12 protein-coding genes are annotated in these 17,574 nt (G+C 32.6%); 7 read left to right on the top strand and 5 right to left on the bottom strand.

What is annotated here, in order from left to right; translation table 11 throughout:
• Positions 1-91 precede the first annotated feature (91 nt).
• Positions 92-3,457, top strand: a complete 3,366-nt coding sequence (locus OQ292_RS29705; protein ID WP_284687918.1) for a CHAT domain-containing protein — start codon at positions 92-94, stop codon at positions 3,455-3,457.
• A gap of 497 nt (positions 3,458-3,954) precedes the next feature.
• Positions 3,955-5,178 carry a T9SS type A sorting domain-containing protein gene (locus tag OQ292_RS29710; protein ID WP_284687919.1) on the top strand — a complete coding sequence of 408 codons (1,224 nt, stop codon included), beginning with the start codon at positions 3,955-3,957 and terminating at the stop codon, positions 5,176-5,178.
• A 77-nt stretch (positions 5,179-5,255) separates the two neighbouring features.
• On the opposite strand, the gene OQ292_RS29715 is transcribed toward OQ292_RS29710, so the two are convergent.
• Positions 5,256-5,633: a PH domain-containing protein gene (locus tag OQ292_RS29715; RefSeq protein WP_284687920.1), complete on the bottom strand. Its 378-nt coding sequence runs from the start codon at positions 5,631-5,633 to the stop codon at positions 5,256-5,258.
• 283 nt (positions 5,634-5,916) lie between these two features.
• Here OQ292_RS29715 and OQ292_RS29720 point away from each other — a divergent pair, with 283 nt between their 5' ends.
• Positions 5,917-6,627: a class I SAM-dependent methyltransferase gene (locus OQ292_RS29720; RefSeq protein WP_284687921.1), complete on the top strand. Its 711-nt coding sequence runs from the start codon at positions 5,917-5,919 to the stop codon at positions 6,625-6,627.
• Between the two features lie 165 nt (positions 6,628-6,792).
• On the opposite strand, the gene OQ292_RS29725 is transcribed toward OQ292_RS29720, so the two are convergent.
• From OQ292_RS29725 to OQ292_RS29740, 4 genes are all read right to left on the bottom strand, one after another.
• On the bottom strand, positions 6,793-7,539 hold the full coding sequence (locus OQ292_RS29725; RefSeq protein ID WP_348970685.1) for a BRO family protein: 747 nt from the start codon (positions 7,537-7,539) through the stop codon (positions 6,793-6,795).
• 64 nt (positions 7,540-7,603) lie between these two features.
• Positions 7,604-8,011, bottom strand: coding sequence for a hypothetical protein (locus OQ292_RS29730; RefSeq protein WP_284687922.1), 408 nt, complete (start codon positions 8,009-8,011; stop codon positions 7,604-7,606).
• Positions 8,012-8,014: 3 nt separating this feature from the next.
• Positions 8,015-8,707, bottom strand: coding sequence for a ParA family protein (locus OQ292_RS29735; protein ID WP_284687923.1), 693 nt, complete (start codon positions 8,705-8,707; stop codon positions 8,015-8,017).
• A 529-nt stretch (positions 8,708-9,236) separates the two neighbouring features.
• Positions 9,237-10,286: a replication initiation protein gene (locus OQ292_RS29740; protein ID WP_284687924.1), complete on the bottom strand. Its 1,050-nt coding sequence runs from the start codon at positions 10,284-10,286 to the stop codon at positions 9,237-9,239.
• Between the two features lie 1,382 nt (positions 10,287-11,668).
• Between OQ292_RS29740 and OQ292_RS29745 the strand changes: the two genes are divergently transcribed.
• The 4 genes from OQ292_RS29745 to OQ292_RS29760 all read left to right on the top strand — a co-directional run bounded on the left by OQ292_RS29745 (position 11,669) and on the right by OQ292_RS29760 (position 17,571).
• Positions 11,669-13,645, top strand: coding sequence for a DUF3858 domain-containing protein (locus OQ292_RS29745; protein WP_284687925.1), 1,977 nt, complete (start codon positions 11,669-11,671; stop codon positions 13,643-13,645).
• A 22-nt stretch (positions 13,646-13,667) separates the two neighbouring features.
• Entirely contained in the window at positions 13,668-15,581 is a 1,914-nt protein-coding gene (locus OQ292_RS29750) for a DUF3857 domain-containing transglutaminase family protein (protein ID WP_284687926.1), read from the top strand.
• Between the two features lie 253 nt (positions 15,582-15,834).
• Positions 15,835-16,233: a hypothetical protein gene (locus OQ292_RS29755; protein ID WP_284687927.1), complete on the top strand. Its 399-nt coding sequence runs from the start codon at positions 15,835-15,837 to the stop codon at positions 16,231-16,233.
• Between the two features lie 45 nt (positions 16,234-16,278).
• Positions 16,279-17,571 carry an NAD(P)/FAD-dependent oxidoreductase gene (locus OQ292_RS29760; RefSeq protein WP_284687928.1) on the top strand — a complete coding sequence of 431 codons (1,293 nt, stop codon included), beginning with the start codon at positions 16,279-16,281 and terminating at the stop codon, positions 17,569-17,571.
• Positions 17,572-17,574 lie beyond the last annotated feature (3 nt).

Raw genomic sequence — 17,574 nt, forward strand, 5'->3', positions numbered from 1 at the left:
TAATGGTATTCCCTTAAAATTTTCTATTTTTAGTTAGGTTAAAAAATTTTTGAACCTTTCAGGTTATTTTTTGAGGAATACCATTATCAATATGCTGCGAAGAAAACTCACAGTTGTTACCATTTTTTCATCTGTCTTTTTGTTTTACTCCTACTGTATTGTAGCTCAAAACAAAAACTCCATCCAGCTTGCAGATAGTTTAATCAAAGAAGAAAATTACAAAGAAGCCGCTGAGATTTTAGAACATGAGCTAAAAGGCTCACCAAGTTCAGAACATCAAATATCACTATTAAATAAACTGGGTAATTGCTATTACAGTGATGGTAAATATGCTTTAGCAAAAACCCAACTTGAGAAAGCGTTTGGCCTAGCAAAAACACATGCGACACCCGATCTTTTTGCGTCCATCCAATACGATTACGGGAAAGCACTAAGCAGAACTTCGACTTATAGTGAAGCCGAAAAACAACTTAAATCCGCTTTGGCATTTTGGAAGAAAAACCCTGAAAAATGCAGCGAAGAAATTAGTAATTGCTTAGATGCGCTTGGGGCTATGCATATGGCTCTACATCAATTAGATAAATCTGAAAAGTATCTATTAGAAGCACTCGAAATAAGACAAAGCAAATTTGGAGAAGACCATCTAGCAGTTGCCAGTATTAAAGTCTCTTTGGGAAATGTTTATTCTCTTACAGGTGATTATGAAAAAGCAGAACAAAACTTTTTGGAATGTCTAAAAATTAGAGAGGTACAACTCACTACTCCACATATTTTATTAGGTTCTGTAAACTATAACTTGGGAGTATTGATGAGTAGAACTGGGCGAGTGGCAGAGGCAAACAACTATTTATATAAGGCGCTTGAAATATATACCAAATTATCTCCAGAACATCCTAGAACTGGTGATGCTTATCTGGCAAATGGTCAATTAAAAGTGAACTTAGGCGACTATAAAACAGCCCATAATTACTTTCTAAAAGCACTCAATATCTTTAAAAATGCCTATGGTGAAAAACAAGAAAGAGTAGGCACAATGTATAACTTAATAGCCAATATTTACAGGTTACAAGGAGATTATGAACAGGCAAGAAATTACGCAGAAAGAGGTCTGGAAATTACCAAGTCTGTAGTTGGTGAAAAACACGATCGTGTAGCTTCTGGCTTAACTACTTTAGGAGATATTTCGGCTGATGCTAAAAATTACGATACTGCTTTAAATGCTTATCAGCAAGCACTAAGAATTAGAGAAAACATCTATGGAGAAAATCATATTCGCACTGCCTTTATTTATTATCTAATTGGCCAAACCTATAGAGAGGCAGATCAACCTAAAGCAGGTATCCCCTACCTCAAAAAAGCCATTCAAGTTTACCGTAACAAAAACATGGAAGGCACAGAAGATATCTCTAATGTATATGCCGCAATGGGTCTGGTATTACTCGATGATGGAGACCTAGCAAATGCAAAAAAATACATTCAATTAGATCATCAAATATTAAAAGACACTTATGGAAATACACACCCCTATTTAGCAGATAATTACAGAAGTATGGGTTTGTGGTATTTAAAAATACAAGAGCCAGACTCAGCGATTGTTATGTTTCACGAAGGGCTCAAAGCCATGTGTTTAGATTTTGATACTTCAGATATTTTGGCGTTTCCTCCACTTAGCAATGTGCTTGACCAATATGAATATCTCGATATAATGATTAGAAAAGCTGATGTTCTTGCCAGTTTCAATAATCCAAATTATCAACTCACTGCATTAGAATATTACCAACTTTGCACTAAACTCGCTGAGCAAATCAGAAATAAATATCAGAGCAAAGGCTCCAAATTGTTCTTCCAACAAACAGTAAATCCAATTTTTAAACAAGGTTTCCAATTGGCCTATTCATTATATAAACAAACTAAAAAGGATGTTTACCTAGAAGCTGCTTATGAATTTGCAGAGAAAAGTAAAGCCGGTTTACTTACTGCTTCTATCCAGAAAATCTCAGAATATCCTATAGCTGGTATCCCAAAAACACTCCGCAATCAGATAGATTCTTTGCAATCAAAAATTAATGCAACGGAACAGTTGGTAAACGATGAACAGCTCTGGCCATCTGATAATAGTGGGGAGCAACTCAAAACATTAAAAAAAGATCAAATTGATATACAAAGCTCTTATGATTCGCTCTTGTTAATCACTAAAAATCAATACCCAAAATATTTTGAATTTAATTCTGAAACCCAGATTGCCAGTATTTCAGAGATTCAACAAAATTTGCCAAACACGAAAACTACTCTTATCGAATATTTTATTTCTGATAGTATACTATATGCTTTTTCTATTACTAAAGATAAGGTTAATATTTCTGAGCATTCTTGGAATGCTAATGACGAAATGGCTATTAAAAATCTGCGACAAAGACCCGATGCTATTCCATGGTTACAAAATCCATCTGGACTTACAATAGAATATACCCAACGCAGTGAATTACTATTTAAAACTTTAATTACAGAGGATATATTAAAAGCAGAAAAGTTAATCATTATTCCGCATGGTATACTCTCCTACTTGCCTTTTGAAAGTTTATGTAAAAACAAGGTTGATGATTTTAAGAAGGCTAACTTTTTAGTTGAAACAGTTATGATTAGTTATGCATACTCAGCTACTTTGTGGCTTTCTGCTAACAACCAAACTGTAAATGATAATGCTCAGTTATTAGGTATCGCTCCCGATTATAGTGAGTTTCAAATAGCCAGCAACGAAGTAAGTGAAGAATTAAATTTTAGAGGAGCGCTATCACCTCTTGAATTTAATGTTACTGAACTTGAGAAAATTGCCAATTATTTCCCAGCGAACATATTAAATGGCACAGCTGCAACTGAAGAAAACTTTAAAGAGTTAGCCCCACAGGCTAACATTCTACATATGGCCATGCATGCTTTGGTAAGCGACAGTTTACCTTTAGAATCTAGCTTACTCTTTTCCTACAATTCTACAAGTAGTAAAGAAGATGGCAAACTGCATGCTTACGAATTATATAATATGAAATTACCTGCTTCTTTGGCTGTTCTTAATGCTTGCAATACAGGCTTCGGAAAGTTACAAGCAGGAGAAGGTGCCATGAGTTTAGCTCATGCATTTAGTTATGCGGGTTGTAACAGTATAATTATGAGTTTATGGCCAGCAGAAGATAAAGGAAGTGCAGCTATAATCCAGTATTTTTATAAGCACCTAGCAGATGGGCAAGCAAAAGACAAGGCATTGCAACAAGCCCAAATTGACTTTATAAATACTACAGATCCCACTCATTTACATCCTTATTATTGGACTCATTTAGTTGCTGTTGGAGATATGTCACCTTTGAATATGAAAAACCGTACGCTTAAGCTATTATCTTTTATTCTTCTATCCGTACCTTTTGGAATTTATCTATATAAGATTATAAAAATTAAGTTCGACTGATTTTACATATAACATTACATAACAAAATACACCCTTTTTATAGCATTGATTTATCAAATTTCCTATTAATGCCTTAAAATAACAATATGCACATAGTACTTTTGAATAAATTCCCCAAATTTCTTTTATTCGATAATACTAATATTCTGACATATTTGTGTTTTTTCATATATTAATGAAAATACCCAATTCTCTTACTTTCAATCATTTGCATCTAGAAAACCTTCTATTTCACGTACTGTTTTCAGCTTATAATTGGCCTTATTATCAATAAATACGTCTTATAAAGCATGAAATTACACGTAAAATAAAATTTCAATAAAACACTGATTATCAAATTATTACTATTTTAAGATAATTTAAATCCAATATTTTATAATATAAGTATGGCAATTGTTATTATAAATAATAATTAACGCTAAAACTATATGCATATCTTACCTCAAGCTATTACATACTTAGTAATGGTATTATTAGCTATATTGAACTTTTCCAATATGAGTCTCGCTCAGTGTAGCTCTTGTGATGAAACTTATTCAGCACCAGGAACAACTAATATTTCACTAAGTAGTAATAATAAAACTTACTGTATTACTGGTTCTGGTGAATATAGCGGAAATGTAACTCTTTCAGGTAGTAATTCTTTTTTATGTATTGATGAAGATGTTGTGCTTACAGGTGATATAGAAATAACAAAATCTAATTCTACATTAAATAATTATGGTACAGTAACTACAAACTCACTTTCTTTTAGTGGTACTGTTAATAATTATGGCTATATGCAGATAAATGGAACTATGACAGTTGAAAGCAGTGGTAACTTAAATAACTATAATGAAACATATGGTGCACTGAAAATAAACGGTGATTTATTTGTAAATAGTGGGGCTGATATGACAGTACAAGGAACAGTAGTAATTAATGGCGATGTTACTATTGATGGTGAGGTAAATCTAGAAGGTGCTGGACTAGATATAGATGGTGATTTAACTGTAAAGGGAAAAATTACTGGTGACCCTGGAGCTAGTGGATGTAACGGAATTGCATATACTGGCTCAGGTACTCTAGAAAGTGGTAGCAAACTTACTGATTTAGATATATGTAATACTGATTCACCTGCAGATACAGATGAAACTGGTACAGGTGTTTCTCAATGTAATTGTTCTGCCTTACTTCCTGTTGAATATGTAAGTTTTACGGCTACTTATTTACCTTATGAGGAAACCACCAAAGTAAGTTGGATTACTTCGAGTGAATCGCAAAATGATTACTTTGTAGTAGAGCGATCTTATGATGGCTATACATTCGATGAAATAGGTACTGTAAACTCTGTAGCAACCACTCAGGCTGAATATACTTATAACTTTTTTGATAAAACACCTCTTTCTGGTTTAGCTTATTTTAGATTAAAACAGGTAGATAAAGATGGGAATAGCAGCTTATCTAAAGTGGTTGTAGTTAAGAATTATACCGATTCTGACTTTAGCATGGAAGTTACTCTCATAAGTGAAAACATGCTTCAGATCTCTCTAAACCAACCTGATTTTGAAGGCAATGTTCAAGTTTATGATATAATAGGAAAGACTTTGTATAACAGTTCAATTGAATCATATACAAACAGTTTCGATATTCAAATTAATAATCTAAGCTTAGGGAATATGTATGTGGTTATCCTGAGAAGTACAAGCTTTTCTATTTCAAAGAAAATTTTTATTCCTTAATTCAATTAGGTTTATATCAATAGGGTTAGAAAAAATCCCGACTTGAAATGCAAATTCAAGTCGGGATTTTTTATTTCTTATAATACATGCTGAGCTAGCACTTTTTGTAAATCATAAATATTTACACTACTATTAAATTTCTTTACAATACTTGGTTCATCTTCGCTCGAAATCCAGATTTTCAGTTCCGCATCCAAATCAAAATGACCCGAAGTTTCTATACTAAACCTAGAAATACTTTTATAACCTATAGAGAGATATTCTCTTTTTTTACCAGTAACACCTTGTTTGTTAATTAAGATGAGGCGCTTGTTTGTGAAAATAAATAAGTCTCTAATTAACTTAAAGCCTAGTTCTACAGACTCATTATCACAAAGTAAATTACTATATTCCTCGTTAAGTTCTTCTGGCTCTACCACTCCGGCATTACCCAATAAACCTGAAAAAAGTCCCATATTAGTTAAATTTAAAATATGTTTTAATGTGAAAATCTGGTTGAATTAACCAGAATGTATTGCTACTTTTTAGTAGTAATTCGATCTATTTAATTACAGTTTATAGCAAATAATTTTTATAAATAAATACTTAAAAAGCCATTCTTAATTAGAAGCTACCTTGCCTTCATTTTGTTTTAAAACACCCTACTATTATTTAAATTCAATCTATAATAAGAGGCTCAATTGTAATTTTAAATGATTCAATCTAACTTGAAAATAAAAAATTTGCACAACTGAAATTATGAAAAAGTTTTTATTACCAGCTGCTTTAGCACTTAGTTGTACTTTTTCTTCTTGTAAACATGATACTCAGTCTCATGGAGAACATCATAAAGCAGCACAAGATAGTAGCACTCACTCACATGGAAAGGCAAATGAATATATGCACCAAAGTAATTTGGACGAATTGGTAAAAAGATTCGAGTCGCCAGAACGAGACGCTTACCAACAACCACAAAAAGTAATGGAATACCTTGGCGATATTTCTGGCGAAAAAATAATGGATTTAGGCGCGGGTACTGGGTACTTCACTTTTAAACTGGCTGATGCTGGAGCTCAAGTAATCGCCGCTGATGTTGATGATCAATTTCAGCAATATATTAAGCATAAAAAAAAGGAACTCGATTTATCTGATGAGCAAATTAGCTTGCGTAAAATCCCTTATGATGATCCTCTACTTGAGTCTGGTGAAGTAGACAAAGTTTTGCTGGTAAATACTTATCACCATATCGAAAACAGAGTAGATTATTTTGCCAAAGTACTCAAAGGTTTAAATGAAGATGGTGAACTAATTATAATTGATTTTATTGAGGGAGACTTACCTGTTGGCCCTCCTGCCGACCATAAAGTTGATAAATCTGATATTATTGAAGAATTAAAAAAAGCAGGCTTTACAAACTTTGATGTGAATGATGATCTGTTAGAATATCAATTCATTATTAAGACAAACTAATTTGAAATTTTAGAGGTTTTTTCAAGCTAATTTTTCACTTCAATTCTATTGATAAACTCCTCGTTAAATACCTTTTAAAGGTAAATAAATGATTTTCTAATAGAATTTGCAGAAGATCACCTTTTCATATTAAACCCTTAAAATCCCTTTACTTAAAGGGATTTTTTATTTCTTCAATTTTTTGATGTCTTTGATATTTGACTCAGGTGGCAACTCTTCTGGTTTAATATCTTGATCCGTTAAATGTTTTCTTATCGCTTTATTCTGTTCCTCATGCTCTTTTGATATCTCATCTTCTCCCTTCAAATCTTTTTTTATCACATGGTGATTACTCAACTCAGTAGCAAAGTCTTTCCCTTTTAATAAAAGATTATTCATATAATCATCAGGACTTTCATCTTCCTTAACTTCATACTTTTGGTTCATGTCTACTCCATCAAACAATGCTTTATCTCCTGCATCTAAAACTCTTATAAATCCTTCTTCACCCACTCCCCTATCTTTTACATTTTCAAAGAATCGATTTTGCGTTTCTTTCAACTTTTTATGCGCAGCCAAGCGCTTGTTGTTTTTCTCATCAATAACATTGGCCCCTACCTTTGCCAACCAGCGTTTAAATGGCTCCGCTTTTGGCGAAGGAACCGACTGAATAATTCTGAGTAAAGCTTCTTGGTTGGCACAATCAGTCGCATATTTTCTCCCATTAGCAACTGGCAATTTCAACTGTACACAAATTGTGGACAGTTCAATTCCTGTTCTATTTTGCTCTCTTGTTTTAAGCGTACTCCAATAGTTGCGCGGATTGTTACTATCTGTTAAAACGGCAATTACATCTACTACAGAAAAATACCATTGCCCATCATGATAGATGGATCTGATTTGTTTAGACTCAAAAAGTTTAACTTCATCCATATCTCCAATATAAGATTCACGAAAATTAAAAACAAAATAGACACAAGAAGAAAAGTAGAATTATCTACTTACCTTCATATCTATCACAAAAGTCAGTGAGCACTCTATCTATTAAATGACCATGTCTATCTATACCTTCTTTTCGAGCTATCTTTTTTACTCTGTTATATAGATCTGTTTTTATTTTGATAGAAGAATATTTGTCTTGCTTTTTATCTTCTTTAAGATCGTTTAGGATTGAATCAACTTCACCTAAACCTCTCTTCTTAGCAACAGGTTTTTTAGTAGTTGTTTTGGCAGTAGTAGTTTTTTTATCTTTTACTTCTGTTTTACTTTCTACTTTTGGTTCAGGTTTTTCTTCAACAACTACTGTACTTACTGGCTCATCTTCCTTTTCAACTGGTGCAGATTCCATCAGTTTTCTTTTGTTTATCAGATTGCCAACTAGGTCAGATTTATTTCTTTTTGCCATTTTTTATTCTTTTATTTTATCCAACAATTCATTAAAGTATAGATTAAACTCATCTTCTTTTTCTTTTGGATCAACCAAATCATAGAAGGTAGACTTGTCTCTTTTGTATCTTACTAGGTTAGAAATATGCGTGTCGAACAATTCCATTCCTGCAATACCTTGTAAAGCTTCAAGGTGTTTATGCTCCAAACTTCTGTCCTTTTTATTTACAACACCAAAAACTTTCAACTCAAAACCTTCTTTTATTTTGTCTTCTCTAATTGGTGGAATAATTTCTAGAAAATCGATTGTAGATTGGATATCAAATGAAGAAGCAATTATAGGAACAACAATAAAATCTGATATTGTCATGATAAGAGGTACCTCTTCTCCTTCCATTTTACCGGGTGTATCTACCAATACATAATCGTATTTATTTTCAATTTGCTGAATAAGCTTATGAAATCGAAGTAATGGAATGTCACTAGCATTCTTTTTAGACCAGCTAAAGCCAATTATTTCATAAAAGCTACCATTTCCTTGCTCCATCTCTTTTTCTTCATCTCTGAGGCCTAAAATTGATGTTTGCAAATCAGCATCTATCACCAATACCTTTTTTCCTGTTCTATGATGTAAAGATGAAGCTGTAAGCAACAGTAAAGTGGATTTACCTACGCCACCTTTTCTGTTCATAAATGATATTATCGTTGCGCTCATTTTAGAATTTAATATTTATACTCTTTAATACTTTTCCTTAATTCTACCTTTCTTCTTTTCTATTACTCTCGAAAACTTCTTTTCTTTTTATAGAAGAATCAAATCCGATAACTTACTACTTCTCCTTCTTTCTACAAATATATACTTCTAATTAAAGAATAGAAGAATTTTATACTTAACTCTATTTACACTTAGAGTAATTACTACCTTCTATTAAGAGAGAAGTATATATATAGAAACACCCACTTTTATACAACAGTAAACTACTACACACCTACATTATTACTATTCTTCATTAAGATATGTGTAAGAAAAGATAATTACACAAATAGAATACATCACTTGTATATATTAACACAAGTATAAATGTATTTTAGAAGAAAAACCACTATTCTATAAAGAAACTTTTCTACAATAGAAATTTCTTTAAGTAGAAAGAAGAAGTTATACCTTTACACTTTTCTACCTTTCTACATAGAGAACAAAATCAAGAGAATGTTTAATATTTTATATTTGAAGTGAGACTGTATTAATCGAAAAATCCTAAAGCAAAAAATTGGTCAAATCGTTTGGCAGCATAAGCACCTAAATTGCTTTTAACTCTACCATCACGATTATCCATTTTGATCTCATTCACCAGTTTCCAAATACCAGTTTCTGCAGCAGCTCCAACTTCTGTCATAATTCTTTCAATCTGCCAGTCATCTAGCTTTAGTTCTTCTAGCCTTTCGATTAGTCTTTTTTCTCTATCAGTTTTATCAGAAAACTTAGCCTTGGTTTCAGAAGGTTTATTTATATTTTCTTGTTGAGGGGTAGGGGAGTCGTTACTTACTTCTTGAGCTCCATTTTCATAATATGAGGCAGCACTATCATCACTAAAAATAATTTTAAAGTAGATTCCGACAATGGTACGTTTGTGCTTAATTTTTTTGAAGGTGAATTCTATGTCGGTATGCTCCGCAATTTCTTTTTGAGCTGGCTCAATTACACGCTTTTTAAAATCAAAAAAACGCGGGTAAAGGTCATCTTCAATGCCAAGCACTTGCCTTAACTCCATCAAATCAAACTTTCTCTCTCCAATTCTCGCATATTGCTTCAACAACTCATAGATTCTAATGCTATAAGTACTTCTCAGTTTTATTACATGTCGAAGAGGATACTTGGTGAAATTCTTCTTAATCTCGAAAATGAAAGGAGCTATTAAAGAATCGAATGAAAATTTAACCACGCCAGACTTTTCTACTAAAGAGACAGTTCCCAACCAGTTTGCCATAATCAATTCACCATCTGAATGGATGCTAATCGGCTTACTTTTGAGAAGCATAATGATCTCTGTAAAACAGGTATATGCATCGCCCCATTTTATTCCGGAGTCTTTGAGTACCTGCATGATTTCATCAACATGAGTTTGATAAACATATCCCGGATTCGAAGACTTTGAGTCAAGCTTCGAAATTAAGAACAGCAATACTTTTTGTTCACGAGCACTAAGCTTATATTTAGCCTCAATGAGGCTATTCGCTTTGATAACCGCAGGTTGTCTACGTGCTGCCGAATGTTCTACAATACTCATTTGCATAGTGCAATTTACTTATAGTAACGACGATCGCAAACAAAAGTCGTTATTTTTTCTGGTAATTTCCGAAATTTTTTTTTGCTAATTCCAATTAAGACAGAACATTCCCGAAGTTGTCGTTCAATATCCCGAAATAGTCGTTGTTTCCCGAAGTTGTCGTTGCATATTCCCAAAACTGTCGCTTGCAAGCCCGTTTATGTCGTTTAAACTGCCCGTAAATGTCTGTTTTAGGCCCGAAAACGTCGTTTTTAAACCCGTTTATGTCGTTTTTTAGTAGCGTAACTAGTTGATTATCTGCCAATTATGGCCTTCTAAAAGTTAAAAAGAATATAAAAATAAAAAAACATTAAAAGTTTATATTACATGCTGATTATGAGGAAGTTTTGATATAATTATATAGTAAAAAGGATGTTTTTCCCGAAAATGTCGTCATTATTGAAATTAACTAATATTTTTTATTATAAAATGCTATCAACCAAGTATTTAAATAGATTATAGAAATAATTACTTTAAGTAAATAAGAGACTAATAAGCTTATTTTTTAACATTTTTGCCCCTAAATTGAGAGAAGTAGAAGCTTACTAAGCGACAAATTATTAGAAAATTCTAAATAATAGCTTTAACCCGAAAGTGTCGTTTTATCTTCCCGAAAGTGTCGTCTTTTGAAAATTTCAGTTGAAAATTTTGTATTAATGGATAATTGAAAAATTTATTTACTCTGATTATTACAAAAAATTTAAAATTTCAAATCAGCAAATAAATAATTGAAAGCAAATAGATATTGTAAAGTTAAATCAATATTAAATACATTCTAATGTAGGACTGTAGAGAAGCTTTTCACTTTAAAAAAAGAGCTTTATATAAAAAAAGAATAGCTAAAACCTGCTTCAAAAAAGCAAAATACAACGACACTTTCGGGAATCGCTTTTTCTAGACATATTAAAAGTTTCTAGCCAGTGAATGATAGACAAATCAGTAGATCGTGTCATCCTTAGAATCGAAAATAAATTGCCACTAATTGTTAGTATCTTTTTCACAAAACACAATTATATAAATGAGTAACAAATTTCTATTGGTAGAAAGTGAGAAAGATAGCACGTAAAGAATTCAAATCAATTACTAACAAAGTACATCAGGAGGTGTAGAGCTGATATTAGAGGAAATATTTAAGGCATACTGCATTCATAGAAATTTTTGCCTAATAATAAGCTGAATAAAAAATAAGGAAATATGAGTAAATGCTAGAATTTGAGCCAAAATCGAAGATTTACTCCTTTAATTTTAGTTGTAGAAAATTAATTGTTTAGGGGTGTTAGTTTTTATTAACATTAAAATTACCCTAATATGGCTAACAAACAGTTTTTTTGGATAAAAACATTATTTGTATGGATTTTAGAAAGATTTCGCATTTAACATTTCTATTACTACTATCGATTCAATTTTTAGCATCAGCCCAACCTGAAAAGTTTGGTAAGATTGATAAAGACGTGTTAGAGATGAGTATTTATGAAAAGGACTCTAGCGCATCAGCCGTAGTTTTGTTTGACGTGGCCCGTACATATTTCCAATACAACACTGGTAAAGAAAGTTTTGAACTTGTATTTGAAAGGCACAGGCGTGTAAAGATTTTTAACAAAGATGGATATGAATATGCAGATGCATACATACCAACTTATGACAAAGGAGCACATGACGAAGAGGTATTTGCAATTAAGGGCTATACTTATGTATTAGAAGATGGAAAAGTAGAAAAGTATAAACTTGACAAGAGTGCAATTTACAAAGAGCAGGAAAATAAATACTGGAACTCTACCAGATTTACGATGCCTAATGTTACAGAAGGTTGCGTGTTAGAGTACACTTACAAAATTACATCTGACTTTTATACCTTTTTAAAAGATTGGCAATTTCAAGAAGAGATACCTGTAATCTACAGTGAGTACGATGTGAAGGTTCCTGAGTATTATACATATCAAAAAGTAACTGGTGGTTTTATGCCATTACAGTTAAAAAGTCAAAATACAGTGAGCACAACCGTAGGTTCTGGAACATCTACATTAACCTATCAAGAAAATCAGGAAGTTTGGGTATTAGAACATGCTCCAGCAATTAAAGAAGAAGATTATATAACTACGATAGACGATTATGTGGTAAACATAAAATATCAGTTAGCTTCATTTCAAATACCAGGTAGGACATACGAAAATGTTTTGGGGAGCTGGGAAAAAATTAATGAGCGATTACTGTTAGATGAAGAGTTTGGAAGACAAGTAGGAAAAGGAGCATACCTAAAAGAATTTGCTGCACAGATTTTAGCCAAAGCAAGTACAGAACAAGAAAAAATTATTTATGCATATGAAATGATAAGACAATATATGTCTTGGAATGGCTCTTCAGCTTTATATGCATCAGATAACCTTAAAAATATCTTTAACAATAGAAAAGGTAATGCTGCAGATATTAACCTATTGTTGACCTCACTTTTACAACAATTAGATATCGATGCTTTCCCGATAGCATTAAGTACCAGGTCAAACGGTAAACTGAATATGGCTTTACCAATGATCGACAAATTAAATTATGTGATTTGTGGAGTGAACATGGGCGAAAGTACATTAATGCTAGATGCAACAGACAAAGATTTGTTACCAGGTATGTTGCCTATTCGCTGCTTAAATTGGATGGGTAGAATTATTGATAAAGATAGATCACAATGGATTAATATTAGACCAAATGGAGGACTGAATGCAACAACAAATGTATTCCTTCAGATGAAAGATGGAAAATTGGCTGGTGATATAATGAGCTCTTATAAAGAGTATAGCTCAACCATGATAAGAAAAGAAATTACTAAGACTGGTCTAGATGATATGATTAAAGAAAAAAAGGCCGATCTGGAAGATTTTTTTATTATCAACGACCATAAAGTTTCTGATTTAGAAGAAGAAAGAAAGAAAGTAGATTTTAGATATTCTGTTGAGGCAGTAGATGATATGGCAGATATATTCTACTTTAATCCATTTGTAGAGAAAATTGTAGAAAGCAATCCTTTTACTCAGGAAAAAAGAGATTACCCAGTAGATTTTGCTTGCCCAATAAAACAAAAACTAACAGCTACTTTGGTATTACCAGAGGGCTATGAAGTTGACGAAATTCCGGAACCTGCTGTAGTGGTATTACCAGAAGAAGCTGGTAAATTCTCTTATCAGGTTGTAAGTACGGGACAAACAGTGCAGTTGCGTTGCTCATTCGAAATTAACAAGGTTATGTTTTTACCGAGTGAATATGCTTACTTAAAAGAATTCTTCAATTATGTGGTAAATAAGCAAAACGAAACCATTGTATTGAAGAAAAGAACTTAATAAAATTTCAAAACTAAAAAATATGATAAAGGAGAGATTGCTTAGCTTAATTGCTCTAGTATTAATGTTTCCGTTTTCAGTACTGGCAGGAGATATAAAGTTTCCTGCTAGAGATATACCTGAAGAATTGAAAGGAGATGCGGTTGCAGTACTCAGACTAGACGAAAGAGAATTTACAGTGGTGTCTTATGATAAGGGAATTCTAAAGAAACATTGGGCATATACTGTGTTAAAAAGTACGGGTGACGATTATGCCACTTTTGTTGAAAGGTACGATAATTTAGTAAAGATTGACAATATAAAAGGGTACATTTATGATGCGAATGGCAAACTTATTAAGAAGTTAAAAAATAGTGATATTATAGATCAAAGTAATATCTCGGGCTTCTCGCTTTATGAAGACAATAGAATTAAAGTTGCTAATTTAGAGCATCACTCATATCCTTATACAGTTGAGTTCGAATGTGAGATTGAATATGATGGTCTCTATTATTATCCTATCTGGAATCCGCAAAGATCGCGAAAAATTTCTGTGCAAGATGCAAGCATTACCGTAAAAATGCCTCAAGATTTAGGTTTGAGATATCATGAAACAAATGTTGATGCAGTAAAGATTTCTAATGAAGATGGATTAAAAGTTTACAAATGGACTGTAGCTAATTTACCAGCGTATGAATACGAGCCTTTTTCTGATCGTATTGCTTATGAAAAAATGGTAATGTTAGCTCCAACCAAGTTTGGTATAGAAGGTGAAACAGGGGAGATGAGTGACTGGCAAAGTTATGGTAAGTTTTACGCTAAGTTAAATTCTACTACGCGAGATTTATCTGAGAGTACCAAAAGCAAATTGAAAAATTTAACTGCCAATGCCAAATCTGAAAAAGAGAAGGTAGCAATCATCTATGATTATTTGCAGAATAAAACCAGATATGTAAGTATCCAAGTCGGAATAGGAGGGATAAAGCCATTCCCTGCATCTACAGTAGACGAAAAAGGATATGGAGATTGTAAAGCACTTTCTAATTATACTAAAGCGATGCTCGAAGCTGTAGGAATCGAATCTTATTATACATTAGTAGGGGCTGATGATGATTTCTTTCCAGTAAAAAGAGATTTCCCTGCCGATTACTTTAATCATGTTATTTTGTGTGTGCCATTAAAGCAAGATACTGTGTGGTTAGAATGTACTAGCCAGACACAAGCTTTTGGTTACATGAGTGAGTTTACTGGTGATAGAGATGTGTTGGCTATTACACCAGAAGGAGGAAAACTGTTACATACTCCAGCGTACAATAAAGATGTAAATTATACAAAAAGAAAAGCTGTAGTTGATATAGACGAAAGTGGAAATGCAGCTATAGAAGTAAGTACAAAGTATAGCACTTTACAAGAAGGTTCACGGTCTTGGATTTGCGAAAACTCACAAGAAGACCAAAAAAAATGGTTGTATGAACACATAGATTTATCTAACATTTCGATTGAAGATTTTGAGCTAAAGCGTATTAAGACTTCATTGCCATATATAGATGAAAAGCTGAAAATAAAAGCACCAAAATTTTCTTCGGTAAGTGGTAAGAGAATTTTCGTTAGCCCAAATATTTTATCGAAATGGGATTATATGCCATCCATAGATGAAGACAGAGTTAGAGATGTGCACTTGAGTAATCAGTTTGATTTTGTGGATACAGATACTATTGAGTTTCATTTGCCAGAAAAATACCATATAGAGTATCAGCCAGAGCCAGTTACTATCGAAACTCAGTTTGGCAAATACGAAATGAAGATAGAAGCAGATGAAAATGTAATCAGATATTTTAGAAAACTTGAAATGAATCCGGGTACTTTCCCATCAGACTCATATAATGAATTAAGAGAGTTTTTTAAAGATGTTACTAAAAATGATAAAGTAAAAGTAGTTTTGGTAAACAACACTTGATTGAGATAGATATTGACATAAAAAGCGGGCTTCTAAACTTAGAAGCCCGCTTTTTTTATGGTTCATAAATCACTTTATAGTTATGTGGAATTAATTCTACAGAGATGTTAATAATAACCCCAATATTTTATTCAATTAGAAATGGAGTTATTTATAAACCATTGAAGTACAGTGTCTTATATTTCTCTGTTTTCGTGGCATTATCTTTTTATATAATAACTTAAAGAAGATTAAACACTTAAACTTACTAACCATGATGACATATGAAAAATATCAGTTCGTGTATAACTCGAATGAATATAATGATAAAAAACTTTTGGCTTATGCTAAGTCTACACCACTAAAATTTGTAGAATTAGACATTAGCAAAGGTGATATAAATATTAGCCATTTGGCAGAAATGTGTGAAAGAACTGGTGCACCATTACACCACTTTGTAAACAAGCACAAAATTGATCAAATGGAAACTAAAATGGATGATATTGAAAACTTTGATAGCTTAGCTAAAGTGATAAAAGTTAATCCGACTGTATTAGATACACCAATATTTATTCTTGGTAGAGACTATTATAAAATTGATGATATGGCTGGTATCAATCATTTAGCTGAAAATTTTAAGACAGCGGCAGACAGCGAAGAGTTTCAAAAATAAGACCATCCAAATACCAATTTTTCAATCCAAAAATAACCAGCTAAAATGACTTTAGTAAATAATATTAAATCGAATATCTTAACAGATATACCTAAGACTGATAAAAAACGGATTGTAATTATAGGAGGAGGTTTTGCTGGTATGGAACTGGCAAAACCTCTTTTAAAATCCGATTATCAGATAGTGATGTTGGATAAAAATAATTACCATACTTTCCAACCTTTGTTATATCAAGTTGCAACAGCAGGTTTAGACCCCGACTCTGTAGCAGCACCTTTAAGAGAAAACCTGAGATCGCACAATTTCTATTTTAGAATGGCCTCAGTAGATAAGGTAATTCCTGAAAGTAATTTAGTACAAACCAATATTGGTTTACTAGACTACGATTATCTGGTAATTGCAACAGGTTCAAAAGCGAATTTTTTTGGAGAAGAAACGGTAGCAGAAAAGTCTTTTACATTAAAAGAAGTAGGCGAAGCATTTGCATTAAGGAATCACCTATTTCAATGTTTAGAGCAAGCAGTTACAGTTGCAGACGAGGTAGAAAAGGAGAAACTTCTAAATGTAGTGATAGTAGGAGGTGGCCCTACAGGTATCGAGATGGCAGGCGCACTTAGTGAGCTTAAAAAGAAAGTTATTCCTAAAGAATATGATACCATAGACACTTCCAAAATTAATGTTTACTTGGTAGAAGGGATGGATTCTGTTTTGAATGGCATGTCTGAAAGTTCAAGAAATAGAACGAAAGAATATATGGAAGAGCTAGGTGTAAAGCTTAAGCTGAATACACTAGTAGAGAAGGTAGAAGGTAGCAAAATAAAACTAAGTGATGGTACTTATCTGCAATCTAATACGCTCATTTGGGCAGCAGGAGTAATGGGTAATGTAATTGAAGGAATTAATGAAGAACATATTAGCAAAAGCAGAATTGAAGTAGACAGATATAATAAAGTAATTGGTTACGATAATGTATTTGCTCTGGGCGATGTAGCTTCTATGAAAACAGAAGAATATGAGAAGGGGTTTCCTATGCTTGCACCAGTAGCTATGCAGCAAGGTAGACACTTAGCAAAAAACTTTAAACATTTGCTAGAGAATAAACCACTTGAAAAATTTGAGTATACAAACAAAGGTGTAATGGCAACTGTAGGTAGAAATAAAGCAGTGGTAGATACTCCTTTCGGATGGCATTTAAGCGGTTTACCTGCTTGGTTATCTTGGATGTTTATTCACTTATTCTTTCTTATTGGTTTTAGACAAAAAGCAGTGGTTTTTGCCAACTGGGTGTATAGCTATTTTACCTTTAAGAAAAGTACAAAATCAATTATTTCAACATAATAG

The sequence above is a fragment of the Chondrinema litorale genome (assembly GCF_026250525.1).
GTDB classification, from domain to species: domain Bacteria; phylum Bacteroidota; class Bacteroidia; order Cytophagales; family Flammeovirgaceae; genus Chondrinema; species Chondrinema litorale.

Excerpts from the sequence above, each read along its gene's own strand:
- OQ292_RS29705 (WP_284687918.1), top strand. The coding sequence starts at position 92 with ATGCTGCGAAGAAAACTCACAGTTGTTACCATTTTTTCATCTGTCTTT.
- OQ292_RS29710 (WP_284687919.1), top strand. The coding sequence starts at position 3,955 with ATGAGTCTCGCTCAGTGTAGCTCTTGTGATGAAACTTATTCAGCACCA.
- OQ292_RS29715 (WP_284687920.1), bottom strand. The coding sequence starts at position 5,633 with ATGGGACTTTTTTCAGGTTTATTGGGTAATGCCGGAGTGGTAGAGCCA.
- OQ292_RS29720 (WP_284687921.1), top strand. The coding sequence starts at position 5,917 with ATGAAAAAGTTTTTATTACCAGCTGCTTTAGCACTTAGTTGTACTTTT.
- OQ292_RS29725 (WP_348970685.1), bottom strand. The coding sequence starts at position 7,539 with ATGGATGAAGTTAAACTTTTTGAGTCTAAACAAATCAGATCCATCTAT.
- OQ292_RS29730 (WP_284687922.1), bottom strand. The coding sequence starts at position 8,011 with ATGGCAAAAAGAAATAAATCTGACCTAGTTGGCAATCTGATAAACAAA.
- OQ292_RS29735 (WP_284687923.1), bottom strand. The coding sequence starts at position 8,707 with ATGAGCGCAACGATAATATCATTTATGAACAGAAAAGGTGGCGTAGGT.
- OQ292_RS29740 (WP_284687924.1), bottom strand. The coding sequence starts at position 10,286 with ATGCAAATGAGTATTGTAGAACATTCGGCAGCACGTAGACAACCTGCG.
- OQ292_RS29745 (WP_284687925.1), top strand. The coding sequence starts at position 11,669 with ATGGATTTTAGAAAGATTTCGCATTTAACATTTCTATTACTACTATCG.
- OQ292_RS29750 (WP_284687926.1), top strand. The coding sequence starts at position 13,668 with ATGATAAAGGAGAGATTGCTTAGCTTAATTGCTCTAGTATTAATGTTT.
- OQ292_RS29755 (WP_284687927.1), top strand. The coding sequence starts at position 15,835 with ATGATGACATATGAAAAATATCAGTTCGTGTATAACTCGAATGAATAT.
- OQ292_RS29760 (WP_284687928.1), top strand. The coding sequence starts at position 16,279 with ATGACTTTAGTAAATAATATTAAATCGAATATCTTAACAGATATACCT.